2 protein-coding genes are annotated in these 24,952 nt (G+C 75.0%); both read right to left on the reverse strand.

The features are described 5' to 3' along the window. Positions 1-19: 19 nt before the first annotated feature. A complete protein-coding gene (locus OG500_RS07505; protein WP_442907129.1) occupies positions 20-15,295 on the reverse strand; it encodes a type I polyketide synthase in 15,276 nt (5,091 codons plus the stop codon). Positions 15,296-15,364: 69 nt separating this feature from the next. Continuing rightward, positions 15,365-24,874 carry a type I polyketide synthase gene (locus OG500_RS07510; RefSeq protein ID WP_442907130.1) on the reverse strand — a complete coding sequence of 3,170 codons (9,510 nt, stop codon included), beginning with the start codon at positions 24,872-24,874 and terminating at the stop codon, positions 15,365-15,367. Positions 24,875-24,952: the final 78 nt, after the last annotated feature.

The raw sequence follows: 24,952 nt of genomic DNA on the forward strand, positions 1-24,952 counted from the left end.
AACACGGCGGGCACGCCGCTCAGCCCCTGCCGAACTTCTTGTCGATGTAGTCGAAGAGGTCGTCGTCGCTCGCCTCGTCGATCGCCGCCGCGCCCGCGCTCTCCTCGCTGCCGCGCGCGGCGTTCCAGCTCGCCAGCAGGGTCTGCAGGCGGACCGCGATCCGCGCGTGGGCGGCGTCGTCGGGGGCGACGGCGCCGTGTTCCCCGGCGCCGAGCGCGGCGATCGCCGCCTCCAGGCGGTCCAGCTCCTCGAGGAGGCCGGGAGCCGCCGGTCCGCTGTCGGGAGCCAGCTCGGCCAGCAGGGACTCGGCCAGCAGGGCGGGCGTCGGGTGGTCGAAGATCAGGGTCGCGGGCAGTCGGATCCCGGTGGCCTCGGTCAGCCGGTTGCGCAGCTCGACGGCGGTCAGCGAGTCGAAGCCCAGCTCGCGGAAGGCCTGTCCGGCGCCGACCAGCTCCACCGAGGTGTAGCCGAGCACGGCCACCACGTGGCGGCGGACCAGGTCGAGCAGCGCACCGCGCTGCTCGGCGGCCGGGCGGCCGGCCAACTGCTGGGCCAGGGTGGCCCTGTCGGGCTCGGCGGCCGCCGCCGCGGCAGCGACGGAGGCGCGCCGGGCCGGGGGCCGCACCAGGCCGTGGAAGGGCGCGGGCAGCGCGTCGGGCACGGTGGCCAGCGCCCGCAGCACGTTCAGGTCCAGCCGCATCGGGACCAGGACCGGCTCGCCGGTGACCGCGAGGGCGGCGTCGAAGAGCGCCAGTCCCTGCTCGGCGGTCATCGGGAGCACCCCGCCGCGCGCCGACCTGGCGAGGTCCACCTCGCTCAGCCGGCCCGCCATGCCGCGCCGCTCGGCCCACATACCCCAGGCCAGCGAGACCGCGGCCAGGCCGTGGCCGTGGCGGTGGCGGGCCAGCGCGTCCAGGAAGACGTTGGCCGCACCGTAGCCGGCGAGCCCCGCACCGCCCAGCGTGCCGGCGGCGGCCGAGAAGAGCACGAAGGCGTCCAGCTCCAGCTCGGCGGTGAGCTCGTGCAGGTGGAGCGCCGCGTCCACCTTGGGACGCAGCACGCGGTCGACCCGCTCGGGGGTGAGCGCGCCGACCACGCCGTCGTCCAGCACGGCCGCGGTGTGCACCACCGCCGTCAGCGGGTGCGCGACCGGCACCTCGGCCAGCAGCGCGGCCAGTTCCACGCGGTCCGCCACGTCACAGGCCGCCATCGTGACCTCGGCACCCGACGCGGTGAGTTCGGCGACCAGTTCGGCCGCGCCCGGGGCGCTGGGGCCGCGCCGGCTGGTCAACAGCAGGTGGCGGACGCCGTGTTCGGCCACCAGATGGCGGGCGAGCAGAGCGCCGAGCCCGCCGGCCGCACCGGTGATCAGCACCGTGCCGTCGGGGTTCAACTTCGGTGCGGACCCGGGCTGTTCATCGCTCTGGGCGGGGTGCGCGGGACGGGCGAGGCGGGCCAGCCGGGGCACCCGCACGGTGCCCGCCCGCAGGGCGAACTCCTGCTCGCCGCAGGCGATCGCGAACGGCAGCAGGCGGCGGGACTCCTCGTCGTCGTCCAGGTCCACCAGCGTGAAGCGGTCCCGGTTCTCGATCCGGGCCGCCCGCACCAGGCCCCAGAGCGGGGCGTGGACCAGGTCGACCGGCCCGTCGCCGGTGCCGGTGGCCACCGCGCCGCTGGTCAGCAGGGCCAGCCGGGCACCGGCGAGGCCGTCGTCGGCGAGCAGGCCCTGCACCAGGGCGAGCGCGCGGTGGGTGGCTGTGTGGACCTCGGCCGCCAGGTCGTTGCCGCCCGGCTCGCCCGTGCAGCTCACCAGCACGGTGCCGGGGGCGGGCCGCCCGGCCGCGACGGCCGCCTGCAGCTCGGCCAGGCCGTCGTAGAACTCGGGCCGTTCACCGGCCAGTTCGAGGGAGGCGCCGATCTTGAGCCGGTCGGCGCCGAGCACGGCCCAGCGCGTACCGGTCGGCACCTCGGACCGCTCCGGCAAGGGCAGGGGCGCCCAGTCGATGCGGAAGAGCGCGTCGGGCCGCCCGGCCTTCGAGGCCGCAGCGAGCTGCTCGGCCGCGAGGGGGCGCAGCGTCAGGGCCTGCACCGAGACGACGGGAGTACCCGACTCGTCCGTCGCGGCCAGCGACACCTCCGCCGGCCCGGTCGGCGTGAGCCGCACCCGCAGCTCCGTGGCACCCCCGGCGTGCAGGGTGAGGCCGCGCCAGGCGAAGGGGGCGAGGGACGCCGGGCCGGTGGACGCCGGGTCGAGGGAGAGGGCGTGCAGGGCGGCGTCGAGCAGGGCCGGGTGCAGGCCGTAGGCGTCCGCCGCCGTCCGCAGCTCCTCGGGCAGCTCCACGGTCGCGAAGACCGTGTCCCCGTGCTGCCAGGCCTTGCGCAGGCCCCGGAGCGCGGGCCCGTACCAGCGGCCGGCCGACGCCTGCCGCTCGTAGTGGCCCTCGACCGGCAGCTCGACGGCGCCGGCCGGCGGCCAGGCCGCCGGGTCCAGCGGCACGGGGGCGGGGAGGGCGGACGTCGCGGCGACGGCCAGCGCACCGCTCGCGTGCCGGGTCCACGGCTCGGACGCCATCGCACTCTCGGGGCGGGCATAGAGGGCCAGCGATCGCCGACCGGAAGCCTGCTCGGGGCCGCCGACCACCAGGTGCAGCTGGAGCGCGCCCTCCTCGGGCAGCACCAGCGGCACCTCGACGGTCAGCTCCTCCAGCAGGCCGCAGCCGACCTGGTCGCCGGCCCGGACGGCGAGTTCGACGAACGCCGTCTCCGGCAGCAGCACGGTGTCGCCCACCGCGTGGTCGGACAGCCACGGGTGGGTGTCCAGGGTGAGCCGGCCGGTGAACAGGAAGCCGTCGGAGTCGGGCAGTTCGACGGCCGCGCCAAGCAGCGGGTGCCCGGCGGAGGCCAGACCGGCCGCGGCCACGTCGGTCGCGGCGGGCAGCGCGGACGGCTGCACCCAGTAGCGCTGGCGCTGGAAGGGGTAGGTGGGCAGGTCGATCCGGCGGGCGCCGGTGCCGGCGAAGAACGCCGACCAGTCCACGGGGATGCCGCGGACGTGGGCCTGGGCGAGCGCGGCGACCGCGCTGCGCGCCTCGGGGCGGCCCGCGCGGAGAACGGGCACGAAGGCGGTCCGCTCGGCGGTGGCGGACTCCTGGGCGAGTGCGGTGAGGGTTCCATCGGGGCCCAGCTCGACGAAGGTGCGCACGCCCTGCTGCTCCAGGGTGGCGATGGCGTCGGCGAAGCGGACGGCCTCGCGGACGTGGCGCACCCAGTACTCGCGAGTGGCGAGGTCGGCGGACTGGTCGAGGGTGGAGACGATCGGGATCGTCGGGGCGTGGAAGGTCAGTTCGGCGGCGAGCGCGCGGAACTCGGCGAGCATCGGCTCCATCAGCGGGGAGTGGAACGCGTGGCTGACGATCAGGCGCTTCGTCTTGCAGCCCAGCTGCCCGGCCACCTCCAGCACCGCCTGCTCCGCGCCCGAAAGCACCACGGACGTCGGGCCGTTGACGGCGGCGATACCGACATCGGAACGGTCGGCGAGCAGCAGCGGCAGCACCTGCGCCTCGGCGGCCTGGACGGCCACCATCGCACCACCGGCGGCCAGCGCCTGCATCAGGCGGCCACGCGCGGCCACCAGCTTGGCGGCATCCGCCAGGGACAGGACCCCGGCGACGTGCGCGGCGGCCAGCTCACCGATCGAGTGCCCCGCCAGGAAGTCCGGCCGCACTCCCCAGGACTCGACGAGGCGGAACAGCGCCACTTCGAGGGCGAAGAGCGCCGGCTGCGTGTAGGCCGTCTCGTCCAACAACGCGTCGGCCTCGCCGAGCGGCGTCTCCAGGTACTGGTCCAGCTCCACGCGGACCGCGTCGTAGGCATCGGCGAACACCGGGAACGCGCCGTACAGTTCAGCGCCCATCCCGGCCCGCTGGCTGCCCTGACCGGTGAACAGGAACGCCGTCCGCCCCTCCACCACCGAGCCCGTGACGACCTGCGCCACCGACTCCCCCGCCGCCAACGCGGCCAGCCCGCCCAGCAGTTCGTCCCGCTCTCCCGCCAGCACCACCGCGCGGCGCTCCAGCGCCGCCCGGCCCGTCGCCAACGAGTGCGCCACATCGACCGGTTCGGCCTCCGCAGCCACCGGCAGCAACCGCTGCGCCTGCGCCCGCAGCGCCTGCTCGGTGCGCGCCGACAGGAGCACCGGGAGAACGGACGGGGCGACTGCCGCCGGAGCAGGGGGTGCCACCACGGGTGCCTGTTCCAGGATGACGTGGGCGTTGGTACCGCTCAGCCCGAAGGACGAGACACCCGCACGACGCGGACGCCCGCTCCGCGGCCACACCCGCTCCTCCGCCAACAGCGCCACCGCACCCGACGACCAGTCCACCTGCGACGTCGGCTCATCAATGTGCAGACTGCGCGGCAACACCCCATGCCCCATCGCCAACACCATCTTGATCACACCCGCCACACCCGCAGCCGCCTGCGTATGACCGATGTTCGACTTCACCGACCCCAACCACAACGGCTGGTCGGCCGGCCGCTCCTGACCGTAGGTGGCGAGCAACGCCTGCGCCTCGATCGGATCACCCAGCGTGGTACCGGTCCCGTGCGCCTCCACCGCATCCACCCCGGACGCCACCACACCCGCATTCGCCAACGCCTGCCGAATCACCCGCTGCTGCGAAGGACCATTGGGCGCCGTCAGACCATTCGACGCACCGTCCTGATTCACCGCACTGCCACGCACCACCGCCAACACCGGATGCCCGTTGCGCTCCGCATCCGACAACCGCTCCACCAACAACATCCCCACACCCTCACCCCACCCCGTACCATCCGCACCACCCGCAAACGCCTTGCACCGACCATCCGCCGCCAACCCACCCTGACGACTGAACTCCACAAACGCACCAGGCGTCGACATCACCGTCACACCACCCACCAACGCCAACGAACACTCACCACCCCGCAACGCCTGCCCCGCCAGATGCAACGCCACCAACGACGACGAACACGCCGTGTCCACCGTCACCGCCGGCCCCTCCAGACCAAAGGTGTACGACAACCGGCCGGAGACAACGCTGGCGGCGTTGCCGGTGCCCAGGAACCCGGCGAGGTCCCGGGCGTCGTCCATCGCCAGTTGGAGGTAGTCCTGGCCGTTGGTGCCGACGAAGACGCCGGTCCGGCTGCCACGCAGCGCGGTCGGGTCGATGCCCGCCCGCTCGAACGCCTCCCAGGAGGTCTCCAGGAGCAGCCGCTGCTGCGGGTCCATGGCCAGCGCCTCGCGCGGCGAGATCCCGAAGAAGGTCGGATCGAACTCGGCCACACCGGAGAGGAAACCGGCCCGGCGGGTGTGGGACGCGTGCGCATCGTCGGAGTCGGCGCCGAAGAGCGCGGCCAGGTCCCAACCGCGGTCGGTCGGGAAACCGGAGACCGCATCGCCACCCGCGGCCAGCAGCTGCCACAGCTCCTCGGGCGTCGCAACGCCCCCCGGGAACCGGCAGCTCATCGCCACGATCGCGATCGGCTCGTCGTCAACCGCCCGCACCGCGACCGCCGTCGGTTCAGTCTGCCCCGCACCGAGCAGCTCACCGCGCAGATGGCCGGCCAGCGCGACCGTGGTCGGGTAGTCGAACACCAGGGTGCTGGGCAGGCTCAGGGCGGTGACGGCGTTCAGGCGGTTGCGCAGCTCGACGGCGGTCAGCGAGTCGAAGCCCAACTCACGGAACGCCTTGCCGACCTCCACGGAGTCCGGGCCGGCGTAGCCGAGCACGGCGGCCACATTGCCCCGCACCACATCGAGCAGCGCGCGCTCCTGCTCGGCCGGGGCCAGAGCGGCCAGGCGATGCGCGAGGGTACCGGCGGCGAGGTCGTCGCCGGCCGCGGGAGCGGCCTGCTCGATCGCCGTGCGGGCCTCGGGCAGTTCGTCGAAGAGGCGGGTGGGCCGAGCGGCGGCGAAGGAGGGTGCGAACCGCGCCCAGTCCAGGTCCGCGGCGGCCACCGCGGTGTCCCTGGTGGAGAGCGCGCGGTGCAGGAAGGCCAGCGCCAACTCCGGTGCCATGGTGCCCAGGCCGCCACGGCGCAGGCGCTCGGCCAGGCCCTCGTCATCGGCCATGCCGCCCTGGGCCCATGGGCCCCAGGCGATCGCGGTGGCGGGCAGGCCGTCGGCCCGGCGCTGCTCGGCCAGCGCGTCCAGGTAGGCGTTGGCCGCCGCGTAGTTGGCCTGCCCCGCGCTGCCGATGGTGCCCGCGATCGAGGAGAAGAGCACGAACGCGCTGAGCTCGCCGGTCAGTTCGTGCAGATTGCGGGCGGCGTCCACCTTGGGCCGGGCCACGGCGGCGAACCGCTCGGCCGTCAGGCCGTCGAGTACCCCGTCGTCCAGCACCCCGGCGGTGTGGAAGACCGCCGAGACCGGGTGCGCCGCCAACAGCTCGGCCAGCGCCGCCCGGTCGGCCACATCACACGCCACCACCGTCGCCGTGGCACCCAACGCGCCCAGCTCGGCGACCAGTTCGGCCGCACCCGGGGCGTCCGGGCCACGCCGACCGGCGAGCACCAGCTGCTCGGCACCGTTGCGGGCCAGCCAACGCGCCACCTCCGCGCCCAACGCGCCCGTGCCACCGGTGACCAGGGTGGTGCCCGTCGGCTGCCAGCCGACGGCCTCACCGGGTGCCGAGCGCAGCAGACGTCGGGCGAAGACGCCCGAGGTGCGCACCGCGAGCTGATCCTCGCCGACCGCACCGCCCAGCGCACCGAGCAGGCGGCTCAGCACCCGGTCGTCCGCGATCACCGGCAGGTCGACCAGGCCGCCCCAGCGGTCGGGGTGTTCCAGTGCCGCCACCCGCCCCAGGCCCCAGAGTTGGGCCTGGACGGGGTTGGCCAGCCGCTCGGCGGGCGCGATCGAGACGGCGCCGCGGGTCAGGCACCACAGCGGCGCCGCGACCCCGGCATCGCCCAGTGCCTGGACCAGCGCCAGCGTCCCGGGGACGGCCGTCTGCTCGTCCAGGGCGAGCAGCGAGAGCACGCCGGTCGGCGCTTCGGCATCGGCCAGTGGCCGCAGACGCTCGGCGAGCCGGCGGCGGTCGGCATCCGCCACCGCGACGTCGATCCGGTGCACCTCGACGCCGCGGTCGACCAGCAGGTGCAAGGTGTCCAGCGCCACGGCGTCCTCGACGCTGCCGACCGGCACCACCACCAGCCAGCGCCCCGACGGTGCGGCAGCGCCGGCATCGGCGACCAGCTGCCACCCGGCCTGGTAGCGCCAGCCGTCCACCGTGGTGCGCTCCCGGTGCCGGCGGCGCCAGGTGGACAGTGCGGGCAACAGGGTGCCCAGCGGCCCCTCGCTGCGGGCCTCGACGTCGAGCGTCGCCGCGAGCGTGTCCAGGTCCCCGCGCTCCACCGCCTGCCAGAACTCCGCGTCCACCGGGTCGGCGGCCGGTCCGCCGGCGGCCTGCGCCGCGGACTCCAGCCAGTACCAGGCGTGTTGGAAGGCATAGGTGGGCAGGTCGACCCGGCGGGCGTTCCGGCCGGCGAAGAAGGCCGGCCAGTCCACGGCCGCGCCACGGGCGTGCAGCCGGGCGAGAGCGGTCGTGAGGGTGCGGACCTCGGGGCGGTCGGCGCGCAGCGCGGGCGCGAAGGCGGTCCCCTCGGCGGTGGCGCTCTCCTGGCCCATCGCGCTGAGCACGCCGTCGGGGCCCAGCTCGACGAAGGTGCGCACGCCCTGCTGCTCCAGGGTGGCGATCGCGTCGGCGAAGCGGACGGCCTCGCGGACGTGGCGCACCCAGTACTCGGGGGTGGCGAGGTCGGCGGACTGGTCGAGGGTGGAGACGATCGGGATCGTCGGGGCGTGGAAGGTCAGTTCGGCGGCGAGCGCGCGGAACTCGGCGAGCATCGGCTCCATCAGCGGGGAGTGGAACGCGTGGCTGACGGTCAGGCGCCTGGTCTTGCAGCCCAGCTGCCCGGCCACCTCCAGCACCGCCTGCTCGGCGCCCGAAAGCACCACGGACGTCGGACCGTTGACAGCGGCGATACCGACATCGGAGCGGTCGGCGAGCAGCGGCAGCACCTGCGCCTCGGCGGCCTGCACGGCCACCATCGCACCACCGGCAGGCAGCGCCTGCATCAGGCGGCCACGCGCGGCCACCAGCTTGGCGGCGTCAGTGAGGGAGAGGACACCGGCGACGTGCGCGGCAGCCAGCTCACCGATCGAGTGCCCCGCCAGGAAATCCGGCCGCACGCCCCAGGATCGGAGGAGACGGAACAGCGCCACTTCGAGGGCGAAGAGCGCCGGCTGCGTGTAGGCCGTCTCGTCCAACAACGCGTCGGCCTCGCCGAGCGGCGTCTGAAGATGCTGGTCCAGCTCCGCGCGGACCGCGTCGTACGCCTCGGCGAACACCGGGAAAGCGCCGTACAGTTCAGCGCCCATCCCGGCCCGCTGGCTGCCCTGACCGGTGAACAGGAAGGCGAGCCTGCCCGGCGCCACCGTGCCGCGGACCGCCCCCGCAGCCGGCTCGCCCGCGGCCAGCAGGCCCAGTGCGCGCAGGAGTTCGTCGCGGTCCTCGGCGACCAGTACCGCGCGGTGCTCCAGGGCGGCCCGGGTGGTGGCCAACGAGTAGGCCACATCGGCCGGTTCGGCGGCCGGCTGGTTCACCAGGAAGGTGCGCAGCCGCTCGGCCTGGGCCCGCAGCGCCTCGCCGCTCCGCGCCGACAGCAGCCACGGCAGCACGGCCGCGTGCACCGCCTCGGCGGCGGCCGGAGCCTGCGCGGCAGGGGCGGCCGGGGCCTGCTCAAGGATGGTGTGCGCGTTGGTGCCGCTGATGCCGAAGGAGGAGACCGCCGCGCGACGCGGGCGCTCGCTCCGCGGCCAGGGCCGTGCCTCGGTCAGCAGTTCGACCGCACCGGCGGCCCAGTCGACGGTGGGCGAGGGCTCGTCCACATGGAGGGTGCGCGGCAGCACGCCGTGCCGCATCGCCATCACCATCTTGATGATGCCCGCGACACCGGCGGCGGCCTGGGTGTGGCCGATGTTGGACTTGACCGAACCGAGCCAGAGGGGTTCGTCCTGCGCGCGCTCGCGGCCGTAGGTGGCCAGCAGCGCCTGCGCCTCGATCGGGTCGCCCAGCGTGGTGCCGGTGCCGTGCGCCTCCACCGCGTCGACCTGGTCGGCGGTCAGGCGGGCGTTCACCAGTGCTTGGCGGATCACCCGCTGCTGCGACGGGCCGTTGGGGGCCGTGAGGCCGTTGGACGCTCCGTCCTGGTTGACCGCGGAGCCGCGCACCACGGCGAGCACCGGGTGCCCGTGGCGCCGCGCGTCCGAGAGGCGCTCGACCAGCAGCATGCCCGCGCCCTCGCCCCAGCCGGTGCCGTCGGCAGCGGCGGCGAAGGACTTGCAGCGCCCGTCGGCCGACAGGCCGCGCTGGCGGCTGAAGTCGACGAAGGTCTCGGGCGTGCCCATCACCGCCACGCCGCCCGCGAGCGCCATCGTGCACTCGCCGCTGCGCAGCGCCTGGATCGCCCAGTGCAGCGCCACCAGCGAGGACGAGCAGGCGGTGTCGACCGTCACCGCCGGGCCTTCGAGACCGAAGGTGTAGGCGACCCGACCGGAGACGATGCTGCCGGAGTTGCCCGTGCCCAGGTAGCCCTCGACGCCCTCGGGCAGCTCGCTGATGCCGGAGGTGTAGTCGTGGTACATCAGACCGGCGAAGACGCCGGTGCGGCTGCCCTTGAGCGAGGCCGGGTCGATGCCCGCCCGCTCGATCGCCTCCCAGGAGACCTCGAGGAGCAGGCGCTGCTGCGGGTCCATCGCCAGCGCCTCGCGCGGCGAGATCCCGAAGAACGCCGGGTCGAAGAGACCCGCGTCGTGCAGGAAGCCGCCCTCGCGGGCGTAGCTGGTGCCCTGGTGGTCGGGGTCGGGGTGGTAGAGGTTCTCGATGTCCCAGCCGCGGCCGGCCGGGAAGCCGGAGATCGCGTCCTCGCCGGAGAAGACCAGCTGCCACAGGTCCTCGGGCGACTCGACACCGCCGGGGTAGCGGCAGGCCATGCCGACGATCGCGATCGGGTCGTCGGCCAGGGCGCTCGGGGCGGCCGGGGCGGCCGGGCCGGTGGTAGCGGGGTCCGTGGCGTCGCCCAGCAGCTCGGCGAGCAGGAAGGCGGCCAGGGCCGGCGGGCTCGGGTAGTCGAAGATCAGCGTGGCGGGCAGCCGCAGGCCGGTGGCACCGTTCAGCTCGTTGCGCAGCTCGACCGCCGTCAGCGAGTCGAAGCCCAGCTCCTTGAAGGCCCGACTGCCTTCGACGGCGCTCGCGTCGGCGTAGCCGAGCACGGACGCCACCCGGCCGCAGACCAGCTCCAGCAGCGCGGGCTCGCGCTCACCGGCCGGCAGCGCCAGCAGATGGGCGGTCAGCTCCGAGCCACCGGCCGCGCCCGACCGGGCGGCCCGGCGGGCGGGCGCCCGCAGCAGCCCGCGCAGCAGCGGCACGACCGCGCGGCTCGCGTCCTTGCGCAGCGCGGCCAGGTCCAGCCGCATCGGGACCACGGTCGCGGCCCCGGTGCCGAGGGCGGCGTCGAAGAGCGCCAGGCCCTCGGCGGCGGTGAGCCCCTGCACGCCCGAGCGCGCCATCCGGTCGACGTCGCCGTCACCGAGCGCGGCGGCCATGCCGGCGCCTTCGGCCCACAGGCCCCAGGCGAGCGAGGTGGCGGCCAGGCCCTGGGCGCGGCGCCGGCTGGCGAGTGCGTCCAGGAAGACGTTGGCAGCGGCGTAGTTGCCCTGGCCCGGGCCACCGAAGGTACCGGCGGCGGACGAGAAGAGGACGAACGCGCTGAGCCCGTCGGTGAGTTCGTGCAGGTTGAGGGCCGCGTCCAGCTTCGGGCGCAGCACCGTGTCCAGCCGCTCGGGGGTCAGCGAGGAGACGATCCCGTCGTCCAGCACCCCCGCGGTGTGCACCACCGCCGACACCGGGTGCACCGCCAACAGCTCGGCCAGCGCAGCACGGTCCGCCACATCGCACGCCGCGACGACCGCGCTGGCGCCCAACGCGGCCAGTTCGGCCACCAGTTCGGCCGCCCCCGACGCCTGCGCACCACGACGCGACACCAACAGCAGGCTCCGCACCCCGTGTTCGGCCACCAGATGCCGGGCCACCAGACCGCCCAGGGTGCCCGAGGCACCCGTCACCAGCACCGTGCCGTCCGCATCGAAGACCGGCGACGACTCGACCGGCGCCGCCACCCGCGCGAGGCGGGGCACCAGGACCTCGCCCGCGCGGACGGCGAGTTCCGGCTCGTCGGTGGCCAGCGCAGCGGTCGGCAGCTCCGGGGAGGCGCCGTCGGCCGGAAGGTCGAGCAGGACGAAGCGGCCAGGGTTCTCGGACTGCGCCGAGCGCACCAGACCCCAGACCGGCGCGTGCGCCAGGTCGGTGACGCCGCTCGCGTCGACCGCCACCGCACCCCGGGTCACCAGCACCAGCCGCGAACCGGCGAACCGCTCGTCCGCCAGCCACTCCTGCACCACCGCAAGCACGCTGTGCAGGGCCTCACGCACTTCAGCAGAGCCGACCCCGGGGGTCGGGACGAGGGGGAGGAAGACCGTCTCCGGGGCGGCCAGGCCGTCGTCCACCGCCGCACCCAACGCGGCGAGGTCGGCGAAGTGGTCCGCACCGAACAACTCGGCGCCCAGCACCGCCCAGCGCCCGGCCGGGGACTCCGACACCGACACCGACACCGCGAGCGGCTGCCAGGCCACCTGGAAGAGCGAGTCCGTGAAGCCGCCCCGGGTCGCGCGCACCTGCTCCTCGGAGACCTCGCGCAGCACCAGCGAGTCGACCGAGGCGACCGGCCGACCGGTCTCGTCGGCCAGCTCCAGCGTGATCGCTTTCGGTCCGGTACGCGACAGGCGGGCGCGCAGCACGGTGGCACCCCAGGCGTGGAGCGAGACGCCGCTCCACGCGAACGGGATCCGGCCGCGCCCGGTGTCGTCCAGCAGGTTGCCGACGCCGACCGCGTGCAGTGCGGCATCCAGCAGCGCCGGGTGCAGGCCGAAGGCAGCAGCACCGTCGCGGGCCTCCTCGGGCAGCGCCACCTCGGCGAACACCTCGTCGGCCCGCCGCCAGGCGGCCCGCAGGCCGCGGAAGACCGGGCCGTAGCCGAAACCGGCCGTGGTGAGGCGCTCGTAGAGGTCCGTGACGTCGACGGCCTCCGCACCGGCCGGCGGCCAGGCGGCCGGTGCGGTGAACGGCTCCGCAGGGCTGCCGGGGGCGACCACACCGGTGGCGTGCCGGGTCCACGGCTCCTCGGCCTCGGCATCCTCCGGCCGCGAGTGCAGGCTCAGCGGGCGGCGTCCCGATTCGTCCACCGCGCCCAGGGCGAGGCGCAGTTGGACACCGCCCTGGGCGCCCAGGACCAGCGGGGCCTCCAGCGTCAGCTCCTCCAGCAGCGAGCAGCCCACCTGGTCGCCGGTGCGGATCGCCAGCTCCACGAACGCGGTGCCCGGCAGCAGCACCGAGCCCAGCACGACGTGGTCGGCGAGCCACGGCTGGGCCTGCACGGAGAGCCGGCCGGTGAACACCAGGCCGTCCCAGTGCGGGAGTTCGACGCTCGCGCCGAGCAGCGGGTGCCCGGCGGCGACCAGCCCGAGCGAGGCGGGGTCGCCCGTCGGGGCGCCGCCTTCGAGCCAGTAGCGCTGGCGCTGGAAGGGGTAGGTGGGCAGGTCGATCCGGCGGGCGCCGGTGCCTGCGAAGAACGCCGACCAGTCCACGGGGATGCCGCGGACGTGGGCCTGGGCGAGCGCGGTGACCGCGCTGCGCACCTCGGGGCGGCCCGCGCGGAGAACGGGCACGAGGGCGGTCCGCTCGGCGGTGGCGGACTCCTGGGCGAGTGCGGTGAGGGTTCCATCGGGGCCCAGCTCGACGAAGGTACGCACGCCCTGCTGCTCCAGGGTGGCGATGGCGTCGGCGAAGCGGACGGCCTCGCGGACGTGGCGCACCCAGTACTCGGGGGTGGCGAGGTCGGCGGACTGGTCGAGGGTGGAGACGATCGGGATCGTCGGGGCGTGGAAGGTCAGTTCGGCGGCGATCGCGCGGAACTCGGCGAGCATCGGCTCCATCAGCGGGGAGTGGAACGCGTGGCTGACGGTCAGGCGCTTGGTCTTGCGGTCCAGCTGCGCCGCAACGTCGAGCACCGCCTGCTCGGCGCCCGAAAGCACCACGGACGTCGGGCCGTTGACGGCGGCGATACCGACATCGGAGCGGCCGTCGAGCAGCGACAGCACCTCCGCCTCGCTCGCCTGCACGGCCACCATCGCACCACCGGCAGGCAGCGCCTGCATCAGGCGGCCACGCGCGGCCACCAACCGCGCCGCATCCGCCAGGGACAGGACGCCCGCGACGTGCGCGGCGGCCAGCTCACCGATCGAGTGACCGGCCAGGAAGTCCGGCCGCACACCCCAGGACTCGACCAGCCGGAACAGCGCCACTTCGAGGGCAAAGAGCGCCGGCTGCGTGTAGGCCGTCTCGTCGATCAACGCGTCGGCCTCGCCGAGCGGCGTCTCCAGGTACTGGTCCAGCTCCGCGCAGACCGCGTCGTACGCCTCCGCGAACACCGGGAACGCGCCGTACAGTTCAGCGCCCATCCCGGCCCGCTGGCTGCCCTGACCGGTGAACAGGAACGCCGTCCGCCCCTCCACCACCGAGCCCGTGACGACCTGCGCCAGCGACTCCCCCGCCGCCAACGCGGCCAGCCCGCCCAGCAGTTCGTCCCGCTCCCCCGCCAGCACCACCGCACGCCGCTCCAGCGCCGCCCGGCCCGTCGCCAACGAGTGCGCCACATCGACCGGTTCGGCCTGCGCAGCCACCGGCAACAACCGCTCCGCCTGCGCCCGCAGCGCGTCCGCGTCCCGCGCCGAGAGGACCACCGGCAGCACCGACGGCGACACCGCCGCCTCGGTGACCGGCTCCGGCGCGCTCTCCGGCGCCTGCTCCAGGATCGTGTGCGCATTCGTGCCGCTCACGCCGAACGCCGAGATCCCGGCCCGGCGCGGCTCGTCGGTCGCCGGCCAGTCGACGGCCTCGGTGAGCAGCGAGACCGCGCCCGCCGTCCAGTCCACGTGCGGGGTCGGCTCGTCCACGTGCAGGGTCGGCGGCAGCACGCCGTGCCGCATCGCCATGACCATCTTGATCACGCCCGCGACACCGGCCGCCGCCTGGGTGTGACCGATGTTCGACTTGAGCGAGCCCAGCCGCAACGGCCGCTCCGCGGGCCGGTCCTGGCCGTAGGTGGCGAGCAGCGCCTGCGCCTCGATCGGGTCGCCGAGGGTGGTGCCGGTGCCGTGCGCCTCGACCGCGTCGACCTGCTCGGGCTTCAGGCGCGCGTTCTCCAGCGCCTGGCGGATCACCCGTTGCTGGGAGGGGCCGTTCGGGGCCGTCAGACCGTTGGACGCGCCGTCCTGGTTGACGGCCGAGCCGCGCACGATCGCCAGCACCGGGTGCCCGTTGCGCCGGGCGTCGGAGAGCCGCTCGACCAGCAGCATGCCGACGCCCTCGGACCAGCCGGTGCCGTCGGCCCCGGCCGCGAAGGCCTTGCAGCGGCCGTCGGCGGCCAGGCCGTGCTGGCGGCTGAACTCGACGAAGACGTCCGGGGTGGCCAGCACCGTCACGCCGCCGGCCAGTGCCAACGAGCACTCGCCGTTGCGCAGCGCCTGCACGGCCAGGTGCAGCGAGACCAGCGAGGAGGAGCAGGCGGTGTCGACCGTGACGGCCGGGCCCTCGAAGCCGAAGGTGTAGGAGACCCGGCCGGAGACGACGGCCGCCGCGTTGCCGGTGAGCAGGTAGCCCTCGACCCCGTCCGGCAGCTGGTCGGCCACGCCCGCGTAGCCGGAGGCGGAGGCGCCGACGAAGACGCCGGTGCGGCTGCCGCGCAGCGCCGAGGGGTCGAGTCCGGCCCGCTCGAACGCCTCCCAGGAGGTCTCAAGGAGCAGGCGCTGCTGCGGGTCCATGGCGAGTGCCTCGCGCGGCGAGATGCCGAAGAACGCCGGGTCGAAGCGGTCGGCGCCGGCCAGGAACCCGCCGCCGCGGGCGTAGAAGGTGCCCTGGCGGTCGGGGTCCTCGTCGTACAGGTCGGCGAGCTGCCAGCCGCGGTCGGCCGGGAACTCGCCGATCGCGTCGCCGCCTTCGGCGACCAGTCGCCACAGCGCCTCGGGTGATGCCACGCCGCCCGGGAACCGGCAGCTCATCGCGACGATCGCGATCGGCTCCTTCGCGGCCGCGATCAGCTGCTGGTTCTGCCGCCGCAGCCGCTCGGTCTCCTTGATGGAGGCCCGGAGCGCGGCAACGACTTTTTCGTTCGGCGTGGTCATCATGGGCTCCGCACTTCGGACGGTTCAGGAATCGTTGCTGTCGAGAGCGATGTCGATCAGGCTGTCGAGATCGAGCGAGTCGATCAGGTCCAGGTCGTCGCCGCTGTCCGGGGTCGTGCTGTCGGTGCCGGGGTCGGCCAGCTTCAGCAGCGTCTCCAGCAGCCCGACCTCCCGGAACCGGGCCAGCGGGATGGCCGCCAGCGCCCGGCGCAGCTCGGCCTCCTCGGGGTCGAGGGCGGCATCGGCCTGGTCCGGGAAGAGTTCGTCCCGCAGGTGTCCGGCGAGGGCCGTCGGCGTCGCGTAGTCGAAGACCGCGCTGGACGGCAGCTTGAGGCCGGTGGCCGTGTTGAGCGCGTTGCGCAGCTCGACCGCCGTCAGCGAGTCGAAGCCGAGCGCCTGGAAGGCCCGGGTGGGCTCCACCGCGTGCGCCCCGGCGTAGCCGAGGACGGTGGCGACCTCGCCGCGCACCAGGTCCAGCAGCGCGCGGTCGCGGTCGGCGCCGGTCATGGCGGCCAGCCGGCCGCGCAGCCCGGTCTCCTCGCTGCTGCCCGGCGCGGCGGCGGTCTGCTCGGCGGCCAGCAGCTGCCGCACCTCCGCCAGCTCGCCCAGCAGGGGGCGCGGCCGGGCGGCGGTGAAGGACGGCACGAAGCGGGCCCAGTCGACGTCGGCCACCACGCTCGTGGGCGCCGCGCCGTCCAGGGCGAGCTGCAGGCCGATCAGCGCCGCCGCGGGGTCCATCACCGGCAGGCCGAACCGGCGCAGGTGCTCCTCGGCCGCCGCGCCCGCCGCCATGCCGGCCCCGCCCCAGGGGCCCCAGGCCACCGAGGTGCCGGCCAGACCGCGGGCCCGGCGGCTGGTCACCAGGGCGTCCAGGAAGGCGTTGGCGGCGGCGTAGGCCGCCTGGCCGCCGCTGCCCCAGACGCCGGCGATCGAGGAGAAGGTGACGAAGGCGTCCAGCTCGGTGTCGCCGAGCAGCGCGTCCAGGTGCGCCGCGCCGCTCACCTTGGCGTCGATCACCTCGGCCAGGTCGGCGAGTCCGCTCTCCGCGAGGGCGGCGTCGGCGACCGCACCGGCCGCGTGCACGACGGCGTCCAGCGGCTGCTCCAGCGAGCCGAGCAGGTCGGCGAGCGCCGCGCGGTCGGCCACGTCGCAGGCGGCGATGGTGACGGCGACGCCCAGGCCGGCCAGCTCCTCGCGCAGTTCGGCCGCACCGGGCGCCTGCGGACCGCGGCGGCTGGTGAGCACCAGGTGCTCGGCGCCGCCGCGGGCCAGCCAGCGGGCCACCTCGGCGCCCAGCGCACCGGTGCCGCCGGTGACCAGGACGGTGCCGGACGGCCGCCAGCCGGTGGCCTCGCCCTGCGCGGCGCGCACCAGGCGCCGCGCGAGCAGGCCCGTGGCCCGGAGGGCGAGCTGGTCCTCCGTGCCGCCGCCCAGTGCCTGGGCGAGGTGGGAGAGCGCGGGCTCGTCCAGGGTCGCCGGGAGGTCGATCAGCCCGCCCCAGCGGTCGGGGTGCTCCAGCGCCACCACCCGGCCCAGGCCCCAGACCTGCGCCTGCACAGGGTTCGTCAGGTGGTCGGCCCGGTCGGTGGAGACGGCGCCGCGGGTCAGGCACCACAGCGGCGCGGGCACCCCGGCGTCGCCGAGCGCCTGCACCAGCAGCGCGGTGGCCGCCAGGCCCGCGGGCAACGCGGGGTGGGCGGGGTGCGGGGTCTCGTCGAAGGCGAGCAGCGAGACCACGCCGGCCAGCGGACCGGCCGCGGCGAGCTCGGCACGCAGGCGGTCGGCCAGGGCGGCGCGATCGGTCTGCGCCGTGCCGACGGTGAGCTGCCGGGCCTCGGCGCCGTGCCCGGTCAGCGCGGCGAGGACGGGCGCGGCGGGTTCGGCGGCGCCGGCCGGGGTGACGACCAGCCAGGTGCCGCTGAGCGCGGCGGCGGTGAGTGCGGTACCGGTCGGCACGGCGGCGGTGAGTGCGGCGGCGGGTGAGCCGGCAGTGGGTGAGCCGGTGACGGGTGAGCCGGTGACGGGGTGCCAGGCGACCTGGTAGCGCCAGCCGTCCACCGCCGACCGGGCGCGGCTCTGCCGGCGCCAGGTCGAGAGCGCGGGCAGCGCCGCGCTGAGCGGCTGGTCGCCGTCCAGGCCCAGGGTGCTGGTGAGCGCTTCGAGGTCCTCGCGCTCCACGGTCTCCCAGAACCGGGCGTCCACCGCGTCCGGGGTGCCGGCGGTGGCGGGCGGGGCGTCGGCGGCGGGCCGCGGCCAGTAGCGCTCGCGCTGGAAGGCGTAGGTGGGCAGGTCGACCCGGCGGGCGCCGGCGGGGGCGAAGTAGGCGGGCCAGTCGATCGCGGCGCCGTTCGCGTGGGCCCGGGCCAGCGCGGTGGTCAGCGTCCGGGCCTCGGCACGGTCGGCGCGCAGGGTCGGCACGGCGTGTGCGTCCTCGGCGGTGACGCAGTCCTGGGCGAGCGCGGTGAGGGTGCCGTCGGGGCCCAGCTCGACGAAGGTGCGCACGCCCTGCTGCTCCAGGGTGGCGATGGCGTCGGCGAAGCGGACGGCCTCGCGGACGTGGCGCACCCAGTACTCGGGGTCCGTCAGGTCTGCGGACTGGTCGAGGGTGGAGACGATCGGGATCGTCGGGGTATGGAAGGTGAGTTCGGCGGCGATCGCGCGAAACTCGGCGAGCATCGGCTCCATCAGCGGCGAGTGGAACGCATGGCTGACGGTCAGCCGCCTGGTCTTGCGGTCCAGCTGCGCCGCGACCTCAAGGACCGCGTCCTCGGCGCCCGAGAGCACCAGGGATGTCGGGCCGTTGACCGCGGCGATCCCGACGTCGGAACGGTCGGCGAGCAGCGGCAGCACCTCGGCCTCGGCGGCCTGCACCGCCACCATCGCACCACCGGCGGGCAGCGCCTGCATCAGGCGGCCACGCGCCGCCACCAGCTTGGCGGCATCGGCCAGCGAGAGAACCCCCGCGACGTGCGCGGCGGCCAGCTCACCGATCGAGTGCCCGGCCAGGAAATCGGGGGTCAGGCCCCAGGACTCGACGAGGCGGAACAGCGCCACCTCCAGCGCGAAGAGCGCCGGCTGGGTGTAGGCCGTCTCGTCGATCAGCGCGTCGGCCTGACCGAGCGGTGTCGCCAGGTGCTGGTCCAGCTCGGCGCAGACCGCGTCGTAGGCCTCGGCGAACACCGGGTACGTCTTGTGCAACTCCGCTCCCATGCCGGCCCGCTGACTGCCCTGGCCGGTGAAGAGGAAGGCGAACCTGCCGCCCGTGGCCGAGCCCCGCACCACGGTCGCACCGGGCTCCCCCGAGACCAACCCCTCAAGACCCCCCAGGAACCCCTGCTCGTCATCGGCCACCACGACGGCCCGGTGTTCCAGTGCGGTCCGCCCGGTCGCCAGCGAGTAGGCCAGGTCGGGCAGCCCGGCCCGGCCCGGCTCGGTGCCGGCCCAGGACCGCAGGCGCTCGGCCTGCGCCCGCAGCGCCTGCGCGCTGTGGGCGGAGAGCAGCAACGGCACCGTGGGGAGCGTGACGGGTGTCGGCGTCGGCTGGTCCGCCGGTGCCGGTGCCACCACGGGTGCCTGTTCCAGGATGACGTGGGCGTTGGTACCGCTCAGCCCGAAGGACGAGACACCCGCACGACGCGGACGCCCGCTCCGCGGCCACACCCGCTCCTCCGCCAACAGCGCCACCGCACCCGACGACCAGTCCACCTGCGACGTCGGCTCATCAATGTGCAGACTGCGCGGCAACACCCCATGCCCCATCGCCAACACCATCTTGATCACACCCGCCACACCCGCAGCCGCCTGGGTGTGACCGATGTTCGACTTGATCGACCCCAACCACAACGGCTGGTCGGCCGGCCGCTCCTGACCGTAGGTGGCGAGCAGCGCCTGCGCCTCGATCGGATCACCCAGCGTGGTACCGGTCCCGTGCGCCTCCACCGCATCCACCTCGGACGCCACCACACCCGCATTCGCCAACGCCTGCCGAATCACCCGCTGCTGCGAAGGACCATTGGGCGCCGTCAGACCATTCGACGCACCGTCCTGATTCACCGCACTGCCACGCACCACCGCCAACACCGGATGCCCGTTGCGCTCCGCATCCGACAACCGCTCCACCAACAACATCCCCACACCCTCACCCCACCCCGTACCATCCGCACCACCCGCAAACGCCTTGCACCGACCATCCGCAGCCAACCCACCCTGACGACTGAACTCCACAAACGCACCAGGCGTCGACATCACCGTCACACCACCCACCAACGCCAACGAACACTCACCACCCCGCAACGCCTGCCCCGCCAGATGCAACGCCACCAACGACGACGAACACGCCGTGTCCACCGTCACCGCCGGCCCCTCCAGACCAAAGGTGTACGACAACCGACCCGACACCACGCTCGCCGCGGTGCCGGTGCCGAGCTGGCCCGCCAGCTCGTCCGCCGAGGAGGCGGCGAGGGCGAGGTAGTCCTGGCCGTTGGTGCCGATGAAGACGCCGGCCTGGCTGCCACGCAGGGTGGCCGGGTCGATGCCCGCCCGCTCGAACGCCTCCCAGGAGGTCTCCAGGAGCAACCGCTGCTGCGGGTCCATCGACAGCGCCTCACGCGGCGAGATCCCGAAGAAGGTCGGATCGAACTCGGCCACACCGGAGAGGAATCCGGCGCTGCGGGTGTGCGAGGACTGTGTCTCGCCCTCGCCGAAGAGCGCGGCCAGGTCCCAACCACGGTCGGTCGGGAAACCGGAGATCGCATCGCCACCCGCGGCCAGCAGCTGCCACAGCTCCTCGGGCGTCGCAACGCCCCCCGGGAACCGGCAGCTCATCGCCACGATCGCGATCGGCTCGTCGTCAACCGCCCGCGCCACGAACGCCGTTGGTTCAGCCTGCCCCGCACCGAGCAACTCACCGCGCAGATGGCCGGCCAGCGCAGTCGTGGTCGGGTAGTCGAACACCAGGGTGCTGGGCAGGCTCAGGGCGGTGACGGCGTTCAGGCGGTTGCGCAGCTCGACGGCGGTCAGCGAGTCGAAGCCCAGCTCCTTGAACGCCCGGGCCGGGTCCACCGCGTCCGGGCCGGGGTAGCCGAGCACGGCGGCCACCTCGGTGCGGACGGCGTCGAGCAGCGCGCGCTCCCGCTCGGCGGGGGCGAGGGCGGCCAGCCGCTGGGCCAGCGGCCCGTGCTGCGCCTGCTGGTCGGTGGCCGCGCCGGCGGCAGCGGCCGCCAGGGCCTGGCGGGCCTCGGGGATCGCGTCGAACAGCGTGGTGGCTCGGCGGCTGCCGGTGGCACCGCCGAGCAGCAGCTGCCAGCTGATGTCGGCGACCGCGAGCGTGCCGTCGCCGTTCTCCAGTGCCTGGTGCAGCGCGGTGATCGCCGACGCCGGGTCCATCGGCGGCACGCCCTCGCGGCGCAGCCGCTGCTCCAGCGCCCCGTCGGCGGCCATGCCGCCGCTGCTCCACGGGCCCCAGGCGATCGCCGTGGCGGGCAGGCCGTCGGCCCGGCGCTGCTCCGCCAGTGCGTCCAGATAGGCGTTGGCCGCCGCGTAGTTGGCCTGGCCGGGGTTGCCGATCGTGCCGGCGGTGGACGAGAAGAGCACGAACGCGCTGAGTCCGTCGGTGAGTTCGTGGAGATGGCGGGCGGCGTCCGCCTTCGGCCGGGCCACGGCGGCGAAGCGTTCGGCCGTCAGGCCGTCGAGCATTCCGTCGTCCAGCACCCCGGCGGTGTGGAAGACGGCCGAGACCGGGTGCGCCGCCAACAGCCCGGCCAGCGCCGCCCGGTCGGCCACATCACACGCCACCACCGTCGCCGTGGCACCCAACGCGCCCAGCTCGGCGACCAGCTCGGCCGCACCCGGGGCGTCCGGGCCACGCCGACCGGCGAGCACGAGCTGCTCGGCACCGTTGCGGGCCAGCCAACGCGCCACCTCGGCGCCCAACGCGCCCGTGCCACCGGTGACCAGCACCGTTCCGGACGGCTGCCACGCGGTCGCCGTGCCGCGCGGGGCGCGGACCAGGCGGCGGGCGAGCAGACCGGTGGCACGAACGGCCAGCTGGTCCTCGCCGCCGACCCCGGTCAGGGCGTCGGCCAGGCGGGAGAGCACGCGGTCGTCCGCGTGCTGCGGCAGGTCGATCAACCCGCCCCAGCGCTCCGGCTGTTCCAGCGCCGCCACCCGGCCCAGGCCCCAGAGCTGGGCCTGCACGGGGCTGGCCAGCCGGTCCGCGCCACCGGTGGAGACCGCGCCCCGGGTCACGCACCAGAGCGGCGACTCGAAGCCGGTGTCCCCCAGCGCCTGGAGCAGCCCGAGCGTGCCGGCCACCGAGGCGGCCTCGTCCAGCGCGAGCAGCGAGAGGACGGCGAGGGGCGAGGGCGCGTCGGAGAGGGTGGCGAGCAGCTCGCCGGCGAGGCTGCCGCGCTCGGTGCCGGCCGGCTCCAGCAGCCGGACCGTCGCGCCGCGCGCGGTCAGCACCCGCGCCAGGTCCCGCACGAGGGCGTCGTCGCGGTGCCCGGCCGGGAGCACCAGCAGCCAGGTCCCGGTCAGCGTCCCGGCCGGGGCGTCGGTGACCGGCTGCCAGCCAGCTCGGTAGCGCCAGCCGTCCACGGTGGACTGCTCGCGGCTCTGCCGGCGCCAGGCCGACAGGGCGGGCAGCAGCGTGCCCAGCGCGGTCTCGTCGTGCACGGCGAGGGTCGCGGCGAGCGCGTCGACGTCCTCGCGCTCCACGGCCGCCCAGAAGTCCGCATCCGGCGCGGCCGTGGAGGCTGCCGCCGCCGCGGCCGTGGTGCCCGCGCCGCCCGACTCCAGCCAGTACCAGTCGTGCTGGAACGCGTAGGTGGGCAGCTCGACGCGCTGCGCGGACCGCCCCGCGAAGAGCGCCTCCCGGTCCAGCGCGGCGCCGCGGACCTGGGCCAGCGCGACGCCGGTCAGCACCGTCTCGGCCTCGGGGCGGTCGGCGCGCAGCACCGGGGCGAACGCGGCGGTGCCGGCGGACTCCTGGCCCATCGCGCTGAGGGTGCCGTCGGGGCCCAGCTCCACGAAGGTGCACACGCCCTGCTGCTCCAGGGTGGCGATGGCGTCGGCGAAGCGGACGGCCTCGCGGACGTGGCGCACCCAGTACTCGGGGTCCGTCAGGTCGGCGGACTGGTCGAGGGTGGAGACGATCGGGATCGTCGGGGCATGGAAGGTCAGCTGCTCGGCGAGCGCGCGGAACTCGGCGAGCATCGGCTCCATCAGCGGCGAGTGGAACGCATGGCTGACGGTCAGCCGCCTGGTCTTGCGGCCCCGTTCGGCGAGTTGTGCGGCGATCTCCGCCACGGCCTGCTCGGCACCCGAGACCACCACGGCCAACGGGCCGTTGACGGCGGCGATGCCCACCTCGTGCTCGCGGCCCGCGAGCAGCGGCAGCACCTCCGCCTCGCTCGCCTGCACGGCCACCATCGCACCACCGGCAGGGAGTTGCTGCATCAGCCGGCCGCGCGCGGCGACCAGTTCGGCCGCGTCGGCCAGCGAGAGGACGCCCGCGACGTGCGCGGCGGCCAGCTCGCCGATCGAGTGCCCGGCCAGGAAGTCCGGTGTCAGGCCCCAGGATTCGACGAGGCGGAACAGCGCCACCTCCAGCGCGAAGAGCGCCGGCTGGGTGTAGGCGGTCTGGTCGAGCAGCGCGTCGGCTTCGCCGACCGGCGTCGCCAGGTACGGGTCCAGCGCGGCGCAGACCGCGTCGTAGGCGTCGGCGAACGCCGGAAAGGCGGCGTAGAGTTCGGCCCCCATGCCGGCCCGCTGACTGCCCTGGCCGGTGAAGAGGAAGGCGAGCTTGCCGTCGCCGGCCTCGCCCCGCACGAGCCGCGCGCCGCCGTGCTCGCCCGCCGCCAGCGCCTGGAGCTCGCGGCGGAACTCCTCCGGTTCGCCGGCGACCAGCACCGCGCGCTGCGGCAGCACGGCCCGGGTGGTCGCCAGCGCGTAGCCGAGGTCGACCGGGTCGTGGCCGCGGTCACCGCCGGGGTCGGCGGCCAGGTGGGCGAGCAGCCGCGCGGCCTGGGCCTGCAGCGCAGCCGCGCTCTTCGCCGACAGCAGCCACGGCACCACGGCGGTGCGCACCACGGCGCTCCCGGCGGGCGCCGCCGCCTCCTCGCCGGTCTCGCCCTCGGTCTCGACCGGCTCCGGCGCCTGCTCCAGGATGGTGTGCGCGTTGGTGCCGCTCACCCCGAAGGAGGAGACCGCGGCCCGCCGGGGCTCGCCGGTCGCCGGCCAGTCGACGGCCTCGGTCAGCAGCGAGACCGCGCCCGCCGACCAGTCCACGTGTGGGGTCGGCTCGTCCACGTGCAGGGTCGGCGGCAGCACGCCGTGCCGCATCGCCATCACCATCTTGATCACGCCCGCGACACCGGCCGCCGCCTGGGTGTGGCCGATGTTGGACTTCAACGAGCCGAGCCAGAGCGGGCGTTCGGGCGCCCGCTCGCGACCGTAGGCGGCCAGCAGGGCCTGCGCCTCGATCGGGTCGCCCAGCGTGGTGCCGGTGCCGTGCGCCTCGACCACGTCGACCTGGTCGGGCGTCAGCCGGGCGTCGCCCAGCGCCTGGCGGATCACCCGCTGCTGGGCCGGGCCGTTCGGCGCCGTCAGACCGTTCGAGGCGCCGTCCTGGTTGACCGCGCTGCCGCGCACCACGGCCAGCACCGGGTGCCCGTTGCGGCGGGCGTCCGAGAGCCGTTCGACCAGCAGCATCGCGACGCCCTCGGACCAGCCGGTGCCGTCGGCCCCGGCGGCGAAGGACTTGCAGCGCCCGTCGGCCGCCAGGCCGCGCTGGCGGCTGAACTCGATGAACACGTCCGGGGTGGCCATCACCGTGACGCCGCCGACCAGCGCCTGCGAGCAGTCGCCCCGGCGCAGTGCCTGGCAGGCCCAGTGCAGGGCGACCAGGGAGGAGGAGCAGGCGGTGTCCAGGGTGGCGGCCGGCCCCTCCAGACCGAGCGTGTAGGCGATCCGGCCGGAGAGCACGCTGGTCGCGTTGCCGGTCAGCAGCCGCCCCTCGACGCCCTCCGGCACCTCCGCCAGCTCCGAGCCGTAGCCCTGGTAGCTGCCGCCGACGTAGACGCCGGTCCGGCTGCCGCGCAGGGTGCCCGGGTCGATCCCGGCCCGCTCGACCACCTCCCAGGAGGCCTCCAGGAGCAGCCGCTGCTGCGGGTCCATCGCGAGCGCCTCGCGCGGCGAGATGCCGAAGAACTCCGCGTCGAAGCGCCCCGCGTCGTGCAGGAAGCCGCCGCCGGTGGCGTAGACCGTGCCGGGGTGGTCCGGGTCCGGGTGGTAGAGGCCGTCGACGTCCCAGCCGCGGTCGGCCGGGAACGGGGTGATGGCGTCCCCGCCAGCGGCGACCAGCTGCCAGAGGTCCTCGGGCGAGCGCACGCCACCGGGCAGGCGGCAGCTCATCGCCACGATCGCGATGGGCTCCTGCTCGGCGTCCTCGACCTCGCGCAGCCTGCGGGTGGTCCTGCGCAGCTCGGCCGTCATCCACTTGAGGTGGTCGAGGAGCTTCTTTTCGTCTGCCATCAGTGGGCCACCTTCGGGGAAGCCGGGACACGTGCGGTCGGGGCGCGGAAAATCGCGGTCAGGAGCTGGTCGATCGTGTGC

It is taken from the genome of Kitasatospora sp. NBC_01250 (assembly GCF_036226465.1).
In the GTDB taxonomy this organism is placed as follows: Bacteria; Actinomycetota; Actinomycetes; order Streptomycetales; family Streptomycetaceae; genus Kitasatospora.